Raw genomic sequence first — 21,256 nt, 5'->3', positions numbered from 1 at the left:
TCCCCGAGGCGGGTGACTTCGTCCGCCCTGCCCTGACTCCGCCCTGACGTCCGACCCCGATCCAACCCTGATCCGACCCCGATCCACCCCTGATGCGCCTGATACAAGTGCGGACGTGGCCCTCGATCCCGACCTCACCGCACTGCGCCCGCTCGGCGGCTTCTTCGCCCTGCGCACGCTCCCGGACGGTGCCCCCGCGCCGGGGCAACTCCTCACGGAGGTGTACGGGACGACCACCCCCGGCGTTCAACACGACGCCCTGGACGCCCGCGTGACCCTCGTCGGCGACCGCCTCCGTGTCACCGAGCCCCGGGTGCGCGCCTCCATCGCCCAGCAGGGTCTCGCCGCCCGGCTGTGGTCGCCCGCGCTGGCCTGCGCCGTCCTGTACGGCGAGGCCCCCGACCTGGGACCGCTCCACTGGGACCCCGCGGCGAGCGCCCCCGACGACCTGTGGCTCACCGCCGTACGCCCGCTGCCCGGGGACGCGGACACCCTCGCGGACACCGTCCTGCGCGCCCACCTCGCGCCCCTGGCGGACACCCTGAGGGACCGGTACGGGATCGCCGCCGGGCTGCTGTGGGGCAACGCGGCGTCGGCGCTCGTGGGAGCCGCGCGCCAACTGGTCCAGTGGGCACGGGCGAACGGCCGTACCGACGTGGCGGAACGCACCGCCGCCCTCATGGACGCCCTCTTCGCCCGGTCCCCGCTGCACGGCACCGGAGTGCGTGCCGGGACGGCGTTCCGGCGCCGTAGCTGCTGCCTCTACTACCGCGTCCCCGGCGGCGGGGTCTGCGGAGACTGCTGCTTCACACGGGCTCCGGGCTCTTCCCCGCGCGCCGCTTCTGGGTGACCATGAGGGAACCTGCCGCCGAGTCCAGGGGGTTGTCCGGTGCGAGTGGGACTGCTGACCCGGGAGTTCCCCCCGGACGTGTACGGCGGCGCGGGCGTCCATGTCGAGTTCCTGGCGCGGGAGTTGTCCCGCCTGGTGGACCTGGAGACGCACTGCTGGGGCGAGGGCCGCAGCACCGGGGTCGTACGCCACCGCCCCTGGACCGCCCTGGACGGCGCCAACGACGCGCTGCGCACCTTCTCCGTGGACCTCTCCATGACCGCCGCCCTGGAGGACCGCGACCTGGTCCACTCGCACACCTGGTACGCCAACCTCGGCGGTCACCTCGCCAAGCTTCTCTACGGCGTCCCGCACGTGGTGACCGCGCACTCGCTGGAGCCGCTGCGCCCCTGGAAAGCGGAGCAACTGGGCGGCGGATACGCCCTGTCGGGCTGGGCCGAGCGCACCGCGATCGAGGCGGCGGACGCGGTGATCGCCGTCTCCGGCGCCATGCGCGACGACATCCTCGCCTGCTACCCGGCGCTCGATCCCGCCCGCGTCCACGTGATCCACAACGGCATCGACACCGCCCTGTACCGCCCCGACCTGGGCACAGAAGCCCTGGTACGCAACGGAGTTGACCCGGACCGACCCTACGTCCTCTTCGTCGGCCGGATCACCCGCCAGAAGGGCGTGCCCCAACTGCTGCGCGCGGTACGGCGGATCGACCCCGGAGTGCAGGTGGTGCTCTGCGCGGGCGCGCCCGACACCCCGGAGATCGACCGGGAGTTCCGCGAGCTGTACCAGGAGGTGAGCGCGGAGCGCGCGGGCGTGCTGTGGATCCCGCAGATGCTGCCACGCGCCGACGTCATCCAACTCCTCACCCATGCCGCCGTGTTCGTGTGCCCGTCCGTCTACGAACCGCTGGGCATCGTCAACCTGGAGGCCATGGCGTGCGGAACCCCCGTGGTCGCCTCCCGGACCGGCGGGATCCCCGAGGTCGTCGACGACGGACGCACGGGTCTCCTGGTCGACGTGGACGGGGAGTTCGAGACGAACCTCGCCCGCGCCCTGGACACCGTGCTCGCCGACCCGGCGGCGGGCGCCCGCATGGGAGAGGCGGGACGGGTGCGCGCGACAACGGAGTTCGGCTGGGACGCGGTGGCCCGGCGCACGGCGGCGCTGTACGAGGAGATCCTCGCGCAGGCTTAGTCCCCCCGGGTCGGGGGCATCCATGGGTTCATCCACGGTGAGGGGAGTGGCCATGCGGCGAGGGGGACCTTCGGTGCTCGGGATCGTCCTGGCGGGCGGGGAGGGCAAGCGGCTGATGCCGCTCACCACGGACCGCGCCAAACCGGCGGTCACCTTCGGCGGCACCTACCGGCTGGTCGACTTCGTGCTGTCCAACCTGGTCAACGCCGACGTGCTGCGCATCTGCGTGCTCACCCAGTACAAGTCGCACTCGCTGGACCGGCACGTCACCACCACCTGGCGGATGTCCAGCCTGCTCGGCAACTACGTCACCCCGGTCCCGGCGCAGCAGCGGCTCGGCCCGCGCTGGTACCTGGGCAGCGCCGACGCGCTCCTGCAGTCGCTGAACCTGGTCCACGACGAACAGCCCGAGTACGTCGCGGTGTTCGGCGCCGACCACGTCTACCGCATGGACCCGCGCCAGATGCTCCGCCAGCACATCGAGGGCGGCGCGGGCGTCACGGTGGCCGGCATCCGGGTGCCCCGGGCGGAGTCCTCGTCCTTCGGCGTGATCACCCCGGGCTCGGACGGCCGTACGGTCCAGCGCTTCCTGGAGAAGCCCGCCGACCCGCCGGGTCTGGCCGACGACCCCGCCTCGGTGTTCGCCTCCATGGGCAACTACGTCTTCACCACCAAGGTCCTCATCGAGGCGCTCCAGCGGGACGCGGAGGACGAGGAGTCCGTGCACGACATGGGCGGCTCGATCCTGCCCCAGCTCACCGGTCGCGGTGAGGCGCAGCTCTACGACTTCGGCGACAACCACGTGCCCGGCGAGACCAGCCGCGACCAGGGCTACTGGCGCGACGTGGGCACGCTCGACGCCTACTACGACGCCCACATGGACCTGATCGCCGAGCGCCCGGCGTTCAACCTCTACAACCGCCAGTGGCCCATCTACACCCACTCGGGCCAGCTCTCCCCGGCGCGCTTCAACGCGGGCGGCATCGCGAGCGAGTCCATCATCAGCGCGGGCTGCCTCATCAAGGGCCAGGTCACCCGCTCGGTGCTGTCGCCGGGGGTGCGGATCGACCCGGGCGCGGTCGTCCAGGGCTCGGTGCTGCACGACAACGTGCGCGTCGGGCGGGGCGCGGTGGTGCGGGGTGCCGTGCTCGACAAGAACGTGGAGGTTCCGCCCGGCGCGACCATCGGGGTCAACCCGGACCGGGACGCCGAGCTGTACACCGTCTCCCAGGGCGGGGTCATCGCGCTGGGCAAGGGACAGCTCGTGACCTGACCCGCCGCCACCGGCGAGCCGTACGCGCGACGCGCCGACACATTCCGCCCGGGATGCCCGGGTTCACGTCGTCCGACCCGCACGATGCAGGCAACGACGTCGAACCCCGAAAGGCCATCCATGAGACGGACCCGGCGCACCCGGCTGTGCCTGGCCGGAGTGCTGGCAGCGTCCGCGCTGGTCGCCAACCCCACCGCGAGCCCCGCCGCGGGTGCCACCGAGGGCGCCCCCACGGACAGCGCGGCGCGGGCCGACGGCCCCCTCACCGACCTCGTCAACCCCTTCATCGGGAGCCAGAACGAGGGCAACACCTTCCCCGGCGCCACCGTGCCCTTCGGCATGGTCCAGCTCTCCCCGGACACCGGCCACAGCACCGGCTACGACTACGGGCAGACCCGTATCCGGGGCTTCTCGCTGGTCCATCTCTCCGGCGTCGGCTGCAGGATCGGCGGCGACCTGCCCGTGCTGCCCACCACCGGCGACGTGACCACCACCGACTACGCCCGCTACGCCGCCGGGTTCCGCCACGCCGACGAGGAGGCGAGCCCCGGCTACTACCGTGTCGGTCTCGACTCCGGCATCCGCGCCGAGCTGACCGCGACCGCCCGCACCGGCGTCCAGCGCTACACCTTCCCCGCCACCACCAGGGCCAACGTCCTGCTCAACGCCGCCCAGTCGCTGCACAAGCCCGGCGGCAGCGAGGTCGAGATCCTGGACGACCGCACCGTCCGCACCCGGATCGGCGGTCACGGCTTCTGCCGGGACACCGGACCGTACGCCGTCTACACGATCACCCGCTTCAGCCGCCCCTTCACCGCCCACGGCACCTGGACCGGCTCCACGGTCACCGACGGCGCGAAGACCGGGACGGGCGGGGCGTACGTCCGCTTCGACACCACCGAGGACCGCACCGTCGAGGCGACCACCGCCCTGTCGTACGTGGACGCGCGCGGCGCTGCCCTCAACCTCCGCGCGGAGGGCGGCCGTTCCTTCGACGACGTACGGCGGCGCGCCCGCGCGGAGTGGGGGCGGCGGCTCGGCACCGTCCACGTCGGCGGCGGCGCGGACACCCTGCGCCGTACCTTCTACTCCTCGCTGTACCGCTCGTTCCTGGCGCCGAACATCGGCAGCGACGCCGACGGCCGCTACACCGGCTGGGACCAGAAGCCCCACCACGCCGACGGCTTCACCTACTACCAGAACTGGTCCCTGTGGGACACGTACCGCACCCAGGCGCAGCTCCTCGCCCTGCTCGCCCCGCGCGAGGCCCGCGACATGGCGCGCTCGGTGGTGCGGATCGACGAGGACGGCGGCTGGCTGCCCAAGTGGGGCTACGGCACGGTCGAGACGAACATCATGACCGGCGACCCGGTCACCCCGTTCCTCACCACCGCCTATCAGATGGGGCTGCTCAAGGGCTTCGAGGAGCGGGCGTACAAGGCGCTCAGGAAGAACGCCGACGGCGTGCCCCCGGCCGCCTACCCGGGCGTCGGACGCGAGGCCAACAAGGAGTACCTCGCCCAGGGGTTCGCGCCGTACGTCCAGGGGCGCCCCTACGCCAAGACGGGCGACTCCGACTACCACTTCGGCGCCTCCGTGACCCTGGAGTACGCCCTCGCCGACGCCATGCTGGCCCAGATGGCACGCGGTCTCGGTCACCCGGAGGACGCGGCGCGCTACGCCGCCCGCGCCCGCAACTACCGCAACGTCTTCGACCCGTCGACCGGCTTCTTCCGCGCCCGCGACGCCTCCGGCGCCTTCACCGGTCCTGCCGACCCGGCGCGGGGCACCGGCTTCCACGAGGGCACCGCCTGGCAGTACCAGTGGCTCGTGCCGCAGGACCTGCCCGGCGTGATCGACCTGATCGGCGGAGCCCGGGCGGCCGGGCGGCGGCTCGACTCCTTCTTCGCCTACGACCGGCTGCTCACCGACCCCGAGGGCACCGCCCGCACGGTGTGGGTGCACGGCGATCCGTACGACTACTACAACGCCGCCACCTACAACCCGCAGAACGAGACCGACCTGATCGCCCCCTACACCTATCTCTCCACCGGGCAGCCCTGGAAGACCACCGACGTGGTGCACGCCGCGCTGACCCTCTTCACCGACACCCCGACCGGCATGACCGGCAACGACGACCTCGGCACGATGTCCGCCTGGATGGTGCTCTCCTCGATCGGGATCTTCCCGGTCCAGCCCGGCTACGACACCTGGGGTCTGTCCACTCCCGTCTTCGACCGGGTCGATCTCACCCTGGACCGCCGCTACTGGCCGACGGGCGCCCTGACCGTCACCGCGCCGGGCACCACGAACGCCGCCCGGTACATCCAGGGCGTCCGCGCGGACGGCGCCGCGCACGAGCGGACCTGGCTGTCGACGCGCTCCCTGCGTTCCCTGCGCGCGCTGGCGTTCACGGTCGGCCCGCGCCCGTCCGAGTGGGGCACGGAGCCCGGCGCGGCGCCCCCGGTACTGAGGTGACCTCACGGTCTGACGAGTCCCGCCCCCTCACCGGGGGCGAGACTTTATCTGCTGTTAACTGAGCGTAACGTGATCGCACTTGACCGTAATCGGGGTTCGGGGATTGACTGCACACAACCACCCGTCGACGACGCGAGGCACGCCCTTGACTTCCGACCTGCTCGCTCCACTCGACCTCGCCTTCTGGAACATGGAGTCCGACCGGCACCCGATGCACCTGGGCGCCCTCGGGATCTTCGCCACGCACTCGCCGACCGCGGGCGCGCACGCCGCCGACCTGCTCGCCGCGCGCGCCGCCGCGGTGCCCGGGCTGCGGATGCGGATCCGCGACGTGTGGCAGCCCCTCGCCTTCGGCGGCGCCACCCGCGAGGAGGTCCCGGACTTCGACCCCCTCGACCACGTACGGCTGCACGCGCCGACCGCCGACTTCCACGCCATGGCGGGACGCCTCATGCAGCGCCCCCTCGGGCGCGGGCGTCCGCCCTGGGAGGCGCATGTGCTGCCCGGCGAGGACGGCGTGTCCTTCGCCGTGCTGTTCAAGTTCCACCACGCCCTCGCCGACGGGCTGCGCGCCCTGAAGCTCGCGGCCGGTCTCCTCGACCCCGTCGAGCTGCCCGAGCGCGCCCCGCGCCCCGCCCAGCCGCCGCGCGGACTGCTCTCCGAGGTGCGCGCGCTGCCCGGACGCGTCCCCGGACTGGTCAAGGACACCCTGTCCGACGTGGGCCGGGCTCTGGACATCGGCGCCTCGCTGGCCCGCTCCACCCTCGGGATGCGCCCCACCCCCGCGCTGACCTCCGCGCCCAGCGGCACCCGCCGGATCGCCGGAGCCGTCCTCGACATCGACGACGTGCACCGCATCCGCAAGAGCGTCGGCGGCACCGTCAACGACGTGCTGATCGCCGTCGTCGCCGGGGCGCTGCGCCGCTGGCTGGACGAGCGCGGCGACGGCAGTGAGGGAGTCGCGCCGCGCGCGCTCATCCCGGTCTCCCGGCGCCGCCCGCGCACCGCCCACCCGCAGGGCAACCGGCTCTCCGGGTACCTGATACGGCTTCCGGTCGGCGACCCCGATCCGCTGGGCCGCCTGGACTCCGTGCGCACCGCGATGCTGCGCAACAAGGACGCGGGACCGCACCGGGGCGCCGGAGCCGTCGCCCTGCTCGCGGACCACGTGCCCGCGCTCGGACACCGGCTCGGCGGTCCGCTGGTCGGCCAGGCAGCCCGGCTCTGGTTCGACATCCTCGTCACCAGCGTGCCCCTGCCCGGCATCGGCCTGAAGCTCGGCGGCCACCAGCTCACGGAGGTCTATCCGCTCGCCCCGCTCGCTCCGGGCCAGTCCCTCGCGGTCGCCGTCTCCACCTACCGGGGACGCGTCCACTACGGCCTCGTCGCGGACGCCCGCGCGGTGCCCGACCTGGACCTTCTCGCCCGCGCGCTCACGGACGAGACGGCGGCGCTGATCGCCGCCTGCGAGGTCTGCTGAGCACGGCTCCGGGAGACATGGGTCACCGGTCCGGCCACGGGTTTGGTCCCGGGGCCGGACGCTCCGTAAAATTCCCCGTTCGACAGCGTGCGCCAGTCCGGCGCCGCTCGGGTGATCAGGGAAAGCGGCAGCGCGATGACGGTGACAGAGGAGGGCGCGGCGTCCATGGGCTCGGTGTCCACGGAGGACGTCGACGAGGTGGTCCACGGACCCGGCATCGACCCGGAGCGCCTGGCCGTCTGCCTGAGCGTGCTGGAGGAGCTGGACCGGATCGACGTGGACCACCCCGACGCGATCGCGGTGCGCCGGGCCACCTCGCACATCTACCGCACGGTCAAGCAGCGCCGCCGCCAGGAGCGCCGCGCTGCCAAGACCGCGCACGACCGCGCCGTCACCGAGGCCACCGCCACCGGCTCCGCCGAGCGCATCGACGACGAGACCGAGGGCATCCTGCCCACTTCCAAGGTCGAGGCGGGCAGGATCGCGGGCATACTCCAGCGCCCGCGCTCCTGCTACACCTGCAAGACCCGCTACGTCGAGGTCGACTACTTCTACCACCAGCTCTGTCCCGACTGCGCCCGGCTCAACCGCGACAAGCGCGACGCCCGCGCCGACCTCACCGGCAAGCGCGCCCTGCTCACCGGCGGTCGCGCCAAGATCGGCATGTACATCGCGCTGCGCCTGCTGCGCGACGGCGCGCACACCACGATCACCACACGGTTCCCCAAGGACGCCATCCGCCGCTTCAAGGCGATGGAGGACTCCGCGGACTGGATGCACCGCCTGGAGGTCGTCGGCATCGACCTGCGCGACCCCGCCCAGGCGGTGGCCCTCGCGGACCAGGTCGCCGACGCGGGCCCGCTGGACATCCTGGTCAACAACGCCACCCAGACCGTGCGGCGGCTGGCGTCCGCCTACGCCGCCCTGGTCGACGGCGAGAGCGCCCCGCTGCCCGCCGGTGAGCTGCCCGCCCACCACGTGATCGGCGCCTTCAACTCCGGCGCGGTGGGCGGTCTGGCCGCGCTGCCCCTCGGCACCAGCGGCATCGAGGCCCAGAAGGTCGCCGACCTCGCCCTGGTCGCGGGCAACGCGAGCGTCGCCCGGCACCTGGACGGCACCGCCATCGACGCGGGCGGTCTGCTCCCCGACGTGGTCGACACCAACACCTGGGTGCAGACCATCGAGCAGATCTCCCCGGTGGAGCTGCTCGAGACCCAGTTGTGCAACTACACGGCGCCGTTCATCCTGATCAGCAAGCTCCGCCCGAGCATGGCCGAGGCGGCGAGGAAGGCGGCGAGCGGACGGGCGTACGTCGTGAACGTCTCCGCCATGGAGGGCGTCTTCGCCCGTGGCTACAAGGGCGCGGGCCACCCGAACACCAACGCCGCCAAGGCCGCGATGAACATGGTGACGCGCACCAGCGGCCAGGAGATGTTCGACACCGACCGCATCCTGATGACCTCGGTCGACACCGGCTGGATCACCGACGAGCGCCCCCACTTCGACAAGCTGCGCCTGGCCGAGGAGGGTTTCCACGCTCCGCTCGACCTGGTCGACGGCGCCGCGCGTGTATACGACCCGATCGTGCGCGGCGAGCTGGGCGACGACCTCTACGGCGTCTTCATGAAGGACTACGCGCCCGGCAAGTGGTGAAACCACGGGGCACCGCGTGACGGTCCGTAGGCCGAGTGGGTGAACCCGGCGGACGGTCACGCGGTGCGCGTGTCATGAAATCGCAACACATCGTGGGGTATTGAGGTCGGGGCGACCCGCAATGCTTACGTCTTGTTTGCACTCACTGTCGAGCGGAGCCCCGCTCATTTGGTTAACCTGAACGGAGAGGGGCGACCCGACACAGAGGGAGTGCGCGGTGACACCGGAGAAGGCGAATCGCGAACAGGGCCCCGACGAACGCCCGGAGCGGACCCGCCGCAGGCCCGGAGAACTCGGCAGCCTCGACGTGTGGGCCCGCTCCGCCCCGATCCGCCTGGCCGGCTACGAGGAAGACCTCGCCGAGCCGCACATCCTGCCCAGCGTGGACTGACCCCGGGCAGAGCGCCGTATCAGCCCCGCGTGGGCGTGACACACTCGCGCCCATGCAGATCAGAGAAGCCGTGGCCGCCGACTGGCCGCGGATCTGGCCGTTCTGGCACCGGATCGTCGCCGCCGGGGAGACCTACACCTGGGACCCCGGCACCACCGAGGAAGCGGCCCGGCGACTGTGGACCGCCCCGCCCCACCGGGTCTACGTCGCCGAGGACGCGGACAAAACCCTCACCGGCTCCGCCTTCCTCACCCCGAACTACGGCGGACCCGCCGCGGGCATCGCCAACGCCGCCTTCATGGTCGACCCCGACCGCGCCGGACGCGGAGTCGGCCGCGCCCTCGCCGAACACGTCCTCGCCGAGGCGCGGGACCAGGGCTTCCGCGCGATGGTCTTCAACGCCGTCGTGGAGACCAACCCCGCCGTCCGCCTGTGGACCGCCCTCGGCTTCACCGTCCTCGGCACGGTCCCGGACGCCTTCGAACACCCCCGGCACGGCCGGGTCGGGCTGCACATCATGTACCGGGCGCTCTGAGACTACGGCTCCAGCGGCGCCGTGCGCGGCCACGGCAGCAGCCGCTCCAACTCCTCGGCCACCGCCAGCAGTACGGGCTCACTGCCCGGACGGCCCACCAACTGCACCGCGCACGGGGCGCCCGAGTCGGACAGCCTGCCGAAGGGCACCGACATCGCGGGCCAGCCGGTCAGGTTCCAGACCGGGGTGAAGGGTGAACAGGCGCTGTTCACCAGGAGGTTGGACACCCAACCGCGCTCGTGCCAGGCGTCCGCCTTCGGACCGCGCCGCGCCAGCGCCGGGGTCAGCAGCACCTCGTGCTCGGCGAAGAACGGCGCGAGACGCTCCCGCAGCCGCTCCCGCGCCTCCCCGCGCCGCGCCGAGCCGACGAAGCGGCGGCCGACGGCGGCGTGCGTCCGGGTGCGCGCGGCGAGCAGCGCCGGGTCCAGCTCCGCCGCGTCCACCGCCGTACCCGCCGTCCAGGTGCGCATCGCGGTCACCCCGAGGTCGAGCGGATAGGGCGGCTCGTCCTCGCGGACCGTGTGGCCCGCCCCGGCGAGCAGCTCTGCCGCGCGGCGCACCGCGGCGGTGTACGCGCCGTTCACCGGGATCCCGGCCAGCGGGCTGCGCAGTGCCACCGCGATCCGGCGCGGCGCGGGCTCGGCGGGTCCGGTGAACTCCGTGTCCGCGAGCACCGACAGCATCAGCCGCAGATCCTCGGTCGTGGTGGCCAGGGGACCGTTCTCGGACATCCCGAACCAGTCGCCGTTGCCGATCCCGGCCGGGACGACCCCGTGCCCGGACTTCAGCGTGACCAGACCGCAGTGCGCGGCCGGGATGCGCAGCGAGCCCATGCCGTCGTTGCCCACCGCGAGCGGCACCATGCCCGCCGCCACCGCCGCCGCGCTACCCCCGGAGGAACCGCCCGCCGTGCGGGTGAGGTCCCACGGGTTGCGGGCGGTGCCGTACACGCTCTCGGAGGTGCCGAAGACGCACAGCTCCGGCACGTTCGTCAGACCCACGACCACCGCGCCCGCCGCCCGCAGCCGGGCCACCGTCACATGGTCCTCGGCTGCCGGGGTGTCCGGCGTCGCGGCGGAGCCGTTGCGCACCGACTCGCCGCGCACCGGCAGGTTGTCCTTGACCGCCACCGGTACGCCCGCGAGCGGCAGCCGGTCCAGATCGCCCCGGGCCGCGACCTCGTCCGCCTCCGCGAGCGCGGCCTCGGCGCGCACCGCGCGGAAGGCGCCCACCCGCCCGTCGAGCCGTTCGATCCGCACCAGATGGTCGGCGACCACCTCGCGCGGGGTGGCGCGCTTCTCGCGCACGGCGGCGGCGATCTCGGCGGCGCTCCGGCCGGCCCAGTCGTTCACGGACGCTCCTCGTCATCTCCCGCGCACCCGACGCCGGGCACGCAGGGTCACTTTGCCCGCTCGGGTGCCCCGCGTCGAGAGCCCGGCGGTCCTTCACCGGCGCGGAATCACCCGCTCCCCGTGAGCCGCGTCGGCGGCAGATAGTCCCGCACGTACGCCCGCTCCCAGCACGCACCCGTCTCCCGCAGCTCCCGCCAGTCCGTGAACCGGTAGCGGAAGAGCCGGGCGCGGACGTGCCGGGGCGGCGCCTCGGGCGGGAAGGGGGAGCGGCGCAGCAGACGCAGGGTCGCCCGGTCGCCCTCCAGGAGCCGTTCCACCAGACCGCCGAACCATTCCCCGGCGTAGCCCGGCGACAGCGCGGCGAACCACATCAGCCAGTCCAGACGCAGATGGTACGGCGCGAACTGGCGCGGCCAGTGGCGCAGGTCGCCCGGCTTGCCCCGGAACTCGTACGCCCGCCAGTCGGAGTCCTCCCGGGGCGGATCGTCGTAGGTGCCCTCGACGACCACCTCGTACCGCACCCGGCCCACACTGCCGAACGCGCCGTAGGTGTTGACCAGGTGCAGCGGGTCGTAGGAACGGTTCATCACCTGGCGGCGGGAGACCATGTTCAGCACCGGGCGACGGCTCAGGAAGAGCAGTCCCGCGCCGACCGCGAGCACCAGGACCTCGTACCAGAGCGGCGCCGCGGGCACCGAGGGCGCGTGGGTGGGCAGGAGCAGCGCGGAGAACGCGAGCACGATGGTGATCCAGTTCAGCCAGGCGAAGTTCCCGGACAGCACCAGCCAGAGCTGGGTCACGATCATCAGCGCGGCGGCGGCCGAGGCGATCGGCTGCGGGGTGAACAACAGGAAGGGCACGACGAGTTGGGTGAAGTGGTTGGCGGCGACCTCCACCCGGTGCAGCGGTTTCGGCAGATGGTGGAAGAACCAGCTCAGCGGGCCCGGCATCGGCTGGGTCTCGTGGTGGTAGTAGAGGCAGGTCAGGTCGCGCCAGCACCGGTCGCCGCGGATCTTGATCAGCCCGGCGCCGAACTCCACCCGGAACAGCACCCAGCGCAGCAGGAACAGCACCACGATGGGCGGCGCCACCTCGTCGTTGCCGAGGAACGCCGCGAGGAACCCGACCTCCAGGAGCAGCGACTCCCAGCCGAAGGCGTACCAGGTCTGGCCGACGTTCACGATCGACAGATACAGCGCCCACGGCACCAGCCAGAGCAGCACCCCCGCCCACAGCGGCAGCAGCGAGTCCACCCCCGCGATCAGCGCCGCCGACACCGCGCAGCCCGCCCACGCGCACCCGGCGAAGAAGCGGTCCGAGTAGTGCAGATGGAACAGGCTCGGGGAGCGGCAAAAGCGCGTGCGCGCCAGATACCGGGGGATCGGCGTCATCCCGCGCTCGCCCAGCAGCGCCCGGAACTGGAGGGCGGCGGTCAGGAACGCCACGAGATACAGCCCGGCCAGGGCGCGCTGGAACACCAGCCGGCTCAGCCAGTACCCCGGTGCGGTGAACCAGTCCACGACGCTCCCGCCTCCCGCGCGACCGCTTCCGGACACGGTCGCTCGACGCCCGCCACTCCATGTACCGCGCGGCACGGACCGGCTAACCGGACGCCTGTGCAGCACTCGAAGAATCCGCCGATTGCTGGCAAGGTGGCTCCATGGCTGAACGGGGAGCGAGTGCCCTGTCACTCCCGGAGGACTCGCCCGCCCACCCGGACACGATCCTGGCGCTCAACGGCATGGGCACCTTCGACTGGGACCTGGACGCGGGTCTCTTCCACCTGGACGCCCACGCCCACGAGGTCTTCGACCTGCTCCCCGAGGAGTACGACGGCCGCCTGGAGTCCCTCGCCGCCCGGATGCCGCCGCCCGAGGCAGCCCACCTCGACGCGGTCGTCGCCCGCGCCATCAAGGACGGCAGCGAGCACTACGGCACCTACTTCCGCATCCGCCGCCGCGACGGCAGCTACCGCTGGACCCACAGCCAGGGCGCCATCCGCCGCGACGGCACCGGGCGTCCGCACCGGGTCGTCGGCATCGTCCGGGACGCCACCAGGGAACTCGCCGAGAGCCCCGTGCACGGACCGCGCACCCTGCGCGACGAGGCGTTCCGCCGCCAGACCAACGTCGTCCAGGTCATCACCGCCGCCCTCGCCCACGCCCGCAGCGTCCACGACGTGATCGACGTGCTCAAGGAGACCCACGGCATCCGCCATCTCGGTGTGGCCAGCGTGGTCATGGGGCTGGTGGAGGCGGGGCGGATCCGGCTGGTCGCCGAGGGACTGGCCGGGAGCTTCGTGCCCGGCACCCGGATCACCCGGGTCGACGAGCAGTACCCGATGAGCGAGGTCGTGCGCACCCTCGCCCCCCGCTTCATCGAGTCCCCGGAGGAGTTCGCCGACGGCTACCCCATCCTCTGGCCGCACCTCACCGGACTGCACATCACCTCCGCCGCCTACCTCCCGCTCATCGCGCAGGGCCGCCCCATCGGCGCCCTCGGTCTGCTCTACAGCGACCGGCGCGGCTTCTCCGCCGAGGAACGCGCCGTCCTCGTCGCGCTCGGCAGCAGCATCGCGCAGAGCCTGCAGCGCGCCATGCTCTACGAGCAGGACAAGGACCTCGCCCAGAACCTCCAGCAGGCGATGCTGCCCCGCACCATCCCCAGCGTGCGCGGCGCCGAGGTCGCCGTGCGCTACCGCTCGGCGGCGCTCGGGCGCGACATCGGCGGCGACTGGTACGACCTGATCCCGCTGCCCGGGGGACGCGTCGGCGCGGTCATCGGCGACGTCCAGGGTCACGACACCCACGCCGCCGCCGTCATGGGCCAGCTCAGGATCGTGCTGCGCGCCTACGCCGCCGAGGGACACACCCCGGCCGCGGTGATGGCCCGCGCCTCCGTCTTCCTGCACGAACTCGACACCGACCGGTTCGCGACCTGCCTCTACGCCCAGGCAGACCTGTCCACCGGTGTCGTCCAGATGGTCCGCGCGGGCCACCTCGACCCGCTCCTGCGCTACTCCGACGGCACCTGCCGCCGCATCTGCGTCGAGGGCGGGCTGCCGCTCGGGCTCTCCGCCGAGTTCGGCCGTCTGGAGTACCCGATCACCACACTCGAACTCGACCCCGGACGCACCCTGGTCCTGTGCACCGACGGCCTGGTCGAAGAGCCCGGCGTCGACCTGGATGACGGGATGCGCGCCCTCGCCTCCGCCGTCGCCGCCGGACCCCACGACGTCCGCGAACTCGCCGGGCGGCTGATCGGCATGGCCGAGGAACGCGGCGGCGAGGACGACGTGGCGCTGCTCCTGCTCCGGCGCCGCGTCCCCGACGCCCCGCTCGCGGGCGGCAGACTGCGCCGCCATGTCGCCCCCGGCGACCCCGAGGCACTCTCCCGCGCTCGCCACATGATCCGCACCGCCGTACGCGCCTGGGGCGCCCGCGAGCGCGCCGACGACATCGAGCTGGTCACCGACGAGCTGGTCACCAACGTCCTCATGCACACGGAGGGCTCGGCGGCGGTGACCCTCCGGGTGCTCGACGGACCCGAGCGCAGACTCCGCGTCGAGGTCGAGGACTCCTCCAGCGCCCTGCCCCGGCGGCGGGAGGCGGGCGCGGAGGGGGTGTCCGGGCGCGGGCTGCTCCTGGTCGAGCTGCTGGCGGACCGGTGGGGAGTGGAGGCGCGGGGCGGCGGCAAGGCCGTGTGGTGCGAGTTCGAGGTACGGGCGGAGCGGGACGGCGGCGCGGGCTGACGTACGCCCGCTTGCCGTTTTCCGTACGTGTCCGCCTGACGCCGCCGGTGGCGGATGGCACCCTGGACCTATGCCGGAACTGCCCGAGGTGGAAGCGCTCAGGGACTTCCTCACCGAGAGCCTGGCGGGACGCCGGGTGGTGCGCGTCCTGCCGGTGGCCATCAGCGTCCTGAAGACCTACGACCCGCCGGTCACCGCCCTGGAGGGCGCGGAGATCACCGCCGTGCGCCGGTACGGCAAGTTCCTCGACCTGGAGACCGGCAGTGGTCTCCACCTGATCACCCATCTGGCCCGCGCGGGCTGGCTCCACTGGCGCGACCGGCTCCCGGACGGGCCGCCGCGCCCCGGCAAGGGACCGCTCGCGCTGCGCGTCGCCCTGGACACCGGCGAGGGCTTCGACCTGACCGAGGCGGGGACGCAGAAGCGGCTCGCGGTGTACGTCGTGCGCGATGCGGCCGAGGTGCCCGGCATCGCCCGCCTCGGCCCCGACCCGCTGGCCGGTGACTTCGACGAGGAGCGCCTGTCCGGGCTGCTCAAGGGCGAGCGGCGGCAGCTCAAGGGCGCGCTGCGGGACCAGTCCCTGATCGCCGGGGTCGGCAACGCCTACAGCGACGAGATCCTGCACGCCGCGAAGATGTCCCCGTTCAAGCTGGCGGCGTCGCTGACGCCCGAGGAGACCTCCCGGCTGTACGAGGCGCTGCGCACGACCCTCACCGAGGCGGTGGAGCGGTCGCGGGGCGTGGCCGCGGGACGGCTGAAGGCGGAGAAGAAGAGCGGGCTGCGCGTCCACGGCCGGACCGGCGAACCGTGCCCGGTGTGCGGGGACACGATCCGCGAGGTCTCCTTCAGCGACTCCTCGCTCCAGTACTGCCCGACGTGCCAGACGGGCGGGAAGCCGCTGGCGGACCGGAGGCTGTCGCGGCTGCTGAAGTGAACGGGCAGTTCTTGTACGGGGGTTCGCGGGTTCAGCGGGGTTTCAGCGGGCCGGGAGGGTCACCAGGCGGCGTCCGTCCGAGGTGCGTACGTCGTAGTGGTCGATGTCGTCCGGGCTCATCGAGGAACCGACGGTCGTGGAGGTCGTCCCGCTCTCGTGCGCCGCGACGTTCCAGCCGCCGACCGCCTGTTCCGTACCGTCCCGCCCCACGACGAACAGACGGCACGAGTGCGGTCCCGAGGAGTCGCGCACCTTCACGCTCAGCCCGCTGCCCCAGTCCGCCCCCTCGGCGGTGACCTGCGCCCACACGCCGGTGCTGGGGTCGGTGGCCGCCGTAACCCTCGCCTCGGGCGCGGCACTTGGCCCCACCTGCAGCGCCAGCGCCGAACCGGCGACCGCCAGCACGACGGAGGCGGCGAGACCGTACAGAAGGCGCCGGTGACGCGCTCTGCGCCGTACGCCGATCTCCCCGAGCAGCCGCTCCAGCATCCCGGGTCCGGGCTGTGCGAGCGGCGGCACGAACTGCGGTGTAGCCTGCCGGAACAGCATCAACTGCCGTGCGGTGGGACCGAATTCGGTCGCCCGTGCCGTGCACTGGGGACACTCCACGAGATGGTCCTCGAAGCGGAAGGCATCCGCCTCGTCCAGCACGCCGAGCGCATAAGCGCCGACGTCGCGATGCCTTTCCAGGGACCTCATGCCGAAACCTCGTGCCGGTGGGTGCGGGTGGGGGGTTGCTCGTTACTCGTTGCACCCATCCGTACGCAGAGCACGGCCGAATCACTCAAGCCCCATCCACGAATCACGGCGAAGAGATTCGGAGCGGGCGGCGACTCGGATTGGTGTGATTTCCAGCCCGTTTCGCGGGGCGGGGGAAGGGGCTGGTCAGGGGGCGTGGAGGGGGTGCCGCGCCGGCCCGTCGCGGGCGATTGGTCTGCTGGAAATGGCTGGTTACATTCTGGTCTCGACGGCGGCTGAAGCGGGGGAGAGGGCTGGGCAGGTGTTCAGCCCTGTGGCCGTGTGAAGCCGTGGCTTCGTTCCACCTTCGCCACGTGCAGCGTGTAGCTCTGGTACCAGTCGTCCCGTCCGCGCTGCTGTGCCGCGCGGTGTTCGGTGTTGGTGCGCCACTCCGTGAGGGCGTCGGCGTCGCGGAAGTAGGCGACGGTGATGGAGAGTCCGCCGGGGTTCTGGGCGTGGTCCATGCCGAGGAAGCCGGGGAGGGACCGGACCAGGTCTTCCATGCGGGCGTTGGTCTCGCCGTAGCCGCGCTGGTTCGCGGTGCGGACGGCGGTGAAGACGGCGGCGTAGTACGGGGGTTCGCAGGCGGCGACGGGCACGACAGGCGCTTCCGGGTGATCGCTCATGGCGTCACCGTAGGGCGGCGCGCGCCGGGCGAACCAGACTTTTTCCCGAACGGGAGCCCTACGGGATCGAGTTCTTGACCAAGGACGCCTGCCTGCCCGGCGGGAGACCTCTTGTCAGAGGCGCCCGCTAGCTTGCGGGGCATGGGAAATTCAGGCGGATCATTGACGACCCGGTTCACGGGAGACGTGCGACAGCTCATGCGCGCGGCCGGGTTCTCGGACCTCGGCGACCCGGAGGAGCTGGCGGACGGCTGGCGGACGACCGAGTTCGGCGAGTCCGGACGGCGCAGCCTGACGACGTTCGTCCAGCGAACGGGCACACCGGCGCTCACGGTGACCTTTCTCGACAGCGACGTGGGCTTCATCGAGGGCGCCACCCCGGACGGCACCCCCTGGGAAGCCCTCCTCAACCGCGCCATGGCGGGCAGCTACGACATACCCCTGGACCACTTCCCCCTCGACCCCGCCGTCACCAACGCCCTCACCTGGTCGACCACCGCCGCCCTGACCCCCGACGAGAAGTCCCTCCGGCAGACGCTCACAGGCTCGGCGATCTTCGCGGAAGAACTCGCCTCGGCGTTCCTGACCGCCCTGGGGATACCCGGCACTGCCTAGGGCCTGTCCGGCGGATCTTCGTGGGCCCGCGGCGTCTGGCACGCACTCTCGCCGCACGCCCGAATCACCCGAGTACGTCCAGTACGAGGGAGATCCGGGCGCACGCCGAGAGCACGCACCAGACGCCGCGGGCTGCTCCACGAAGATCCGCCGGACAGGCCCTAGCCCGCTCACATCGGATACGACAACAGCCGCACCTCCCCGTCCGGCCACTCCGCCCCCTCGCGCAGCGGCGTCCGCATCGTGCGGAGCGGCATGAGGACCGTTCCCTGCGGTTGTTCGACGTGGACGTTCACCGTCAGGGTGTGCCAGCCGAGGTGTTCGTAGAAGGGGGTGAGGGGAGGGCGGCAGAAGAGGAGGGCGTGGTGGGGGCCGAGGGTGCGGGCGTGGGTGAGGGCGGTGGTGAGGACGCGGCGGGCTAGGCCCTGGCCGCGTACGTCGGGGGCTACGGCCACGCCGCCGACGCCGATCACCTTGGTCGTCAAGGGGCCGATCGACAGCGGGAGTTCGAGCAGACCCGTGTGGGCGATCAGGCGGTCGTGCCGCTTGATGCCGAAGTGGATTTCCTTGGGGAGGAAGGTCAGGCCGGTGTCGGCAACGCCGAAGGGGTCGGGTCCGTCGCCGAGGATTTCCGCCTGGTCGGTCGGTGTGTAGTGCGGGAGGCGTACCGCCGGTGCGTGATCCATCCGGGCATGGTCGTCCCGCCCGCCGTTTCCTGGCCAGTCGGGGGTGTCTGAAATGGCCAACTCGGCGGCGGGCAGAGCCGGTCAGAACAGGTGGATCGCCAGGTGCCCCAGCGGCAGCCCCAGCCGCCACGCGGGGGTCCACACCTTCGGCCCGTCGTCCTCCCCGAAGGGACCGGCTCCGCCGGGGACCGCGTCCAGGTCCGGGGCGAGGAGTTCCGTTTCTTCCAGCCAGCGCCAGGCGTCGGTGGCCAGGGCGAGGTCGGGGGAGGGGCCGGCGGACTCCGCCGTCAGGGTCGTCAGGCGGTCGCGGACCCAGTCCTGCCAGAGGTGGTCGTAGGCCGTCAGGGAGAGCCAGTGCTCCAGATGGGAGACCACGCGGACGCAGGACAGCTCGCCGTCGGTGTCGGACAGGAAGACGGTGAGGGCGAGGGCGTCGCGGCCCGCGCGGAACTCGAAGGACGTGGGGGGCATCAGATCGCCCGTGCGCAGCAGCTCGTCGGCGATGTACTCGGCGTACAACCAGGCCATGGGGACGGTGAGTTCGCCGCCGCCGGTGCCGCCCGTGCTCTCGTGACCTCTGTGGAGCATCCCTGCCTGCCTTCCTCCGGTGCGTGCGTACGTGTCGCCCGAACCCGGCCCCCGCCCGGAACACGGATGAGGACAGCTCATGGCCCCGGCACCGGTCACGGCAAGGCGCTTTGCCGAGACTTGACCCGGCATCCGGTTTCAGCGCGCCTCGGTGGCGTATCCCGGCAGCACACGGCGCAGGGCGCGGAGCGCGTAATAGGCGCGGGACTTCACGGTACCGGCCGGTATGCCCAGGATCTCGGCGGCCTCCGCCACGCTCGCACCGCGGAAGTACACGAGTATCAGGACGTCACGGTGCTCGGGTGTGAGAGTCTTCACGGCCTGCCGTACGTCCAGCGCGGCGGCGGCCCGCTCCGCGTGGTCGGCCGTGACGCGCGCGGTCTCCGGGACCTCGTCCACGATCTCCGCGGGCCGCGCCCGGCGCGCCCGCCGGGCGTCGATGGCCAGCCGCCGCGCGACCGTCAGCAGCCAGGGCCGCACCGACTCGAACCCGGCGGCGTGCAGCGCCTCGGGGTGCTGCCACGCCCGTACCAGCGTCTCCTGCACGAGATCCTCGGCGCGCTGGCGGTCCCCGTCGCTGAGCCGGAGGAGCAGAGCGAACAGGGGGCGGCCGTGCTCGCGCTGGAGCACGGCCAGTTCGTGCTCGGCGGTCGTCGTCCCGGGTGCGGTGAAGGTCACGGCCGTCATGGCCGTATGGCAGCGCAGGGCGCCGGTGGGGGACAGGGCGCGCGCAGGGTTGTGCGACGGGCGGTCGATTCCGTCGGTGAACGGTCGGACGAGCGGTAGCTCCCGGCGCGCGAGGGTTCGCCCTCCCGCCCCCGATGGGCCGATCGGGCCTCCCGGCCCACCCGCCCGGGGAGTCCGCTTCCTCCTCACCCACCCCCATGGCTTCATCTGTCAATACGACAATTCCGGCTACGAGACCACGCAGGGGTGAGTCGATGATCAGACGCAAGCATCAGGTGGCCCTGGCGCTCACCGCCGTCCTCGCGGCGGCGGCCGCCTGTCAGAACCAGGAGCGCGGCGCGCCCGCCGCCGGACAGCAGGCGCCGTCCGCGGGCAAGGGCTTCACCCTCGTCGCCTCGGGCACCGTCGTGCCGCACGCCACCGTCGCGGACCGGGCGGGCTTCGAGGCGAGCGGCAACAACAACGGCAACGGCGACAACGGCGACAGCGGCAACGGCGGCGGCTACGACTTCGGTCCCATGCTCGCCGCCGTGGAACCCGCCGTCTCCGACGCCGACCTCGCGCTCTGCGCCCTCGACCCGGTACCCGGCGACGACACCGACCTCGCCGCCGCGTCCCTGCCGCAGTTGGCCCGCGCGCTCGCCGCCACCGGCTACGACAGTTGCGCGACCGCCGCCGCCGACGCCCTCGTCGACCCCTCGGGCGTCCCGCGCACCCTCAACGCCCTGGACGCCGCCGGGCTCCGGCACGCCGGAACCGCGCGGACGCAGGCTGAGGCGGGCCAGACCCCGCTGCTCCAGGCGGGTCCGGCCAAGGTGGCGCATCTGTCGTACACCTACGACCCCGGGCAGCGGACCGGCGACAGCCCCGCGTGGACCGTCGCCGCGCTCAACGAGCAGCGGGTGATCGCCGGTGCCCGCGCCGCGCGGAAGGCGGGTGCCGATGTGGTCGTGCTGTCCCTGGACTGGGGCGACGGCTGGCAGGACGCGCCCAACGACGCGGTGACCGCCCTCACCAAGCGGCTGACCGCGTCCAGGACCGGCGGTCGCCCGGACGTCGACCTGATCCTCGGCGCCGACGGCCATCTCCCGCAGGCGTACGGCAAGGTCAACGGCACCTGGGTGGTCTACGGCACCGGCGACCAGATCGGTCCCGGCACCACCGGCGCCCAGGGCGTGCGCGACTGGCGCGGCGGCGAGTCCACCACCGCCCGCTTCACCTTCGTACCGCCCGCCAAGAAGGGCGGCCGCTGGGAGGTGAGCCGGGCCGAGTTCCTGCCGCAGTTCTACGACCAGGACTCCGGGCGCCTGCTGGAGGTCAACAGCGCGATCGCCCAGGGCGCCGACCTCGCCGGAGTGCGCGACCGGATCAAGGACGCGGCACTCGGCGGCGGGGGCGCCAAGGCGGGACTCACCATGGCGCCCTGAG

Annotated in this window: 19 protein-coding genes; 12 read left to right on the top strand and 7 right to left on the bottom strand. The window is 72.5% G+C overall.

From position 1 onward, the window contains the following. The first annotated feature begins 115 nt into the window (after positions 1–115). The 8 genes from IF655_RS06795 to IF655_RS06760 all read left to right on the top strand — a co-directional run bounded on the left by IF655_RS06795 (position 116) and on the right by IF655_RS06760 (position 9,851). On the top strand, positions 116–850 hold the full coding sequence (locus IF655_RS06795; RefSeq protein ID WP_199582940.1) for a (2Fe-2S)-binding protein: 735 nt from the start codon (positions 116–118) through the stop codon (positions 848–850). Between the two features lie 39 nt (positions 851–889). Next, positions 890–2,041 (top strand): glycogen synthase, encoded by a 1,152-nt coding sequence (glgA, locus tag IF655_RS06790; protein WP_199582939.1) that lies wholly within the window; start codon positions 890–892, stop codon positions 2,039–2,041. 52 nt (positions 2,042–2,093) lie between these two features. Then, positions 2,094–3,314 (top strand): glucose-1-phosphate adenylyltransferase, encoded by a 1,221-nt coding sequence (glgC, locus tag IF655_RS06785; RefSeq protein ID WP_199582938.1) that lies wholly within the window; start codon positions 2,094–2,096, stop codon positions 3,312–3,314. 120 nt (positions 3,315–3,434) lie between these two features. After that, the gene (locus tag IF655_RS06780) at positions 3,435–5,792 is read left to right on the top strand and encodes a GH92 family glycosyl hydrolase (RefSeq protein WP_199582936.1); all 2,358 of its coding nucleotides are present in this window, start codon (positions 3,435–3,437) and stop codon (positions 5,790–5,792) included. Positions 5,793–5,937: 145 nt separating this feature from the next. Continuing rightward, on the top strand, positions 5,938–7,272 hold the full coding sequence (locus IF655_RS06775) for a wax ester/triacylglycerol synthase family O-acyltransferase (RefSeq protein WP_199582934.1): 1,335 nt from the start codon (positions 5,938–5,940) through the stop codon (positions 7,270–7,272). Positions 7,273–7,407: 135 nt separating this feature from the next. Then, complete coding sequence (locus IF655_RS06770; RefSeq protein ID WP_199582933.1) at positions 7,408–8,925, top strand: SDR family NAD(P)-dependent oxidoreductase; 1,518 nt, start codon at positions 7,408–7,410, stop codon at positions 8,923–8,925. A 217-nt stretch (positions 8,926–9,142) separates the two neighbouring features. Further along, positions 9,143–9,316 carry a hypothetical protein gene (locus IF655_RS06765; RefSeq protein WP_199582931.1) on the top strand — a complete coding sequence of 58 codons (174 nt, stop codon included), beginning with the start codon at positions 9,143–9,145 and terminating at the stop codon, positions 9,314–9,316. A gap of 52 nt (positions 9,317–9,368) precedes the next feature. Next, positions 9,369–9,851 (top strand): GNAT family N-acetyltransferase, encoded by a 483-nt coding sequence (locus IF655_RS06760; RefSeq protein ID WP_199582929.1) that lies wholly within the window; start codon positions 9,369–9,371, stop codon positions 9,849–9,851. Positions 9,852–9,853: 2 nt separating this feature from the next. Here IF655_RS06760 and IF655_RS06755 read toward each other — a convergent pair whose 3' ends face one another. Then, entirely contained in the window at positions 9,854–11,203 is a 1,350-nt protein-coding gene (locus IF655_RS06755; RefSeq protein WP_199582927.1) for an amidase, read from the bottom strand. A gap of 107 nt (positions 11,204–11,310) precedes the next feature. After that, positions 11,311–12,723 (bottom strand): lipase maturation factor family protein, encoded by a 1,413-nt coding sequence (locus IF655_RS06750; RefSeq protein ID WP_199582925.1) that lies wholly within the window; start codon positions 12,721–12,723, stop codon positions 11,311–11,313. 140 nt (positions 12,724–12,863) lie between these two features. On the opposite strand from IF655_RS06750, the gene IF655_RS06745 reads away from it, so the two are divergent. Both IF655_RS06745 and IF655_RS06740 read left to right on the top strand, forming a co-directional pair. Then, the gene (locus tag IF655_RS06745) at positions 12,864–14,954 is read left to right on the top strand and encodes a SpoIIE family protein phosphatase (protein WP_199582923.1); all 2,091 of its coding nucleotides are present in this window, start codon (positions 12,864–12,866) and stop codon (positions 14,952–14,954) included. A gap of 70 nt (positions 14,955–15,024) precedes the next feature. Continuing rightward, positions 15,025–15,888 (top strand): Fpg/Nei family DNA glycosylase, encoded by an 864-nt coding sequence (locus IF655_RS06740; RefSeq protein WP_199582921.1) that lies wholly within the window; start codon positions 15,025–15,027, stop codon positions 15,886–15,888. Between the two features lie 42 nt (positions 15,889–15,930). Here the strand turns inward: IF655_RS06740 and IF655_RS06735 are convergent, their stop codons facing one another. Both IF655_RS06735 and IF655_RS06730 read right to left on the bottom strand, forming a co-directional pair. After that, on the bottom strand, positions 15,931–16,587 hold the full coding sequence (locus IF655_RS06735; protein ID WP_199582919.1) for a zf-HC2 domain-containing protein: 657 nt from the start codon (positions 16,585–16,587) through the stop codon (positions 15,931–15,933). Between the two features lie 305 nt (positions 16,588–16,892). Next, on the bottom strand, positions 16,893–17,252 hold the full coding sequence (locus IF655_RS06730) for an antibiotic biosynthesis monooxygenase (protein WP_199582917.1): 360 nt from the start codon (positions 17,250–17,252) through the stop codon (positions 16,893–16,895). Between the two features lie 186 nt (positions 17,253–17,438). Here IF655_RS06730 and IF655_RS06725 point away from each other — a divergent pair, with 186 nt between their 5' ends. Further along, positions 17,439–17,867: a hypothetical protein gene (locus IF655_RS06725; protein WP_199582915.1), complete on the top strand. Its 429-nt coding sequence runs from the start codon at positions 17,439–17,441 to the stop codon at positions 17,865–17,867. A 170-nt stretch (positions 17,868–18,037) separates the two neighbouring features. Here IF655_RS06725 and IF655_RS06720 read toward each other — a convergent pair whose 3' ends face one another. The 3 genes from IF655_RS06720 to IF655_RS06710 all read right to left on the bottom strand — a co-directional run bounded on the left by IF655_RS06720 (position 18,038) and on the right by IF655_RS06710 (position 19,828). After that, positions 18,038–18,553, bottom strand: a complete 516-nt coding sequence (locus tag IF655_RS06720) for a GNAT family N-acetyltransferase (RefSeq protein ID WP_199582913.1) — start codon at positions 18,551–18,553, stop codon at positions 18,038–18,040. A gap of 81 nt (positions 18,554–18,634) precedes the next feature. Further along, positions 18,635–19,141 carry a hypothetical protein gene (locus IF655_RS06715; protein WP_199582911.1) on the bottom strand — a complete coding sequence of 169 codons (507 nt, stop codon included), beginning with the start codon at positions 19,139–19,141 and terminating at the stop codon, positions 18,635–18,637. A gap of 138 nt (positions 19,142–19,279) precedes the next feature. Further along, positions 19,280–19,828 (bottom strand): sigma-70 family RNA polymerase sigma factor, encoded by a 549-nt coding sequence (locus IF655_RS06710; protein ID WP_199582909.1) that lies wholly within the window; start codon positions 19,826–19,828, stop codon positions 19,280–19,282. 254 nt (positions 19,829–20,082) lie between these two features. On the opposite strand from IF655_RS06710, the gene IF655_RS06705 reads away from it, so the two are divergent. Continuing rightward, positions 20,083–21,255: a CapA family protein gene (locus tag IF655_RS06705; protein WP_199582907.1), complete on the top strand. Its 1,173-nt coding sequence runs from the start codon at positions 20,083–20,085 to the stop codon at positions 21,253–21,255. The last annotated feature ends 1 nt before the right edge of the window (position 21,256 follow it).

Origin of the sequence: Streptomyces sp. DSM 110735 (assembly GCF_016482685.1) — a bacterium.
Lineage (GTDB): Bacteria > Actinomycetota > Actinomycetes > Streptomycetales > Streptomycetaceae > Streptomyces.
The sequence above is the reverse complement of the archived record's forward strand: the minus strand, read 5'-3'. Positions and strand labels throughout refer to the sequence as shown.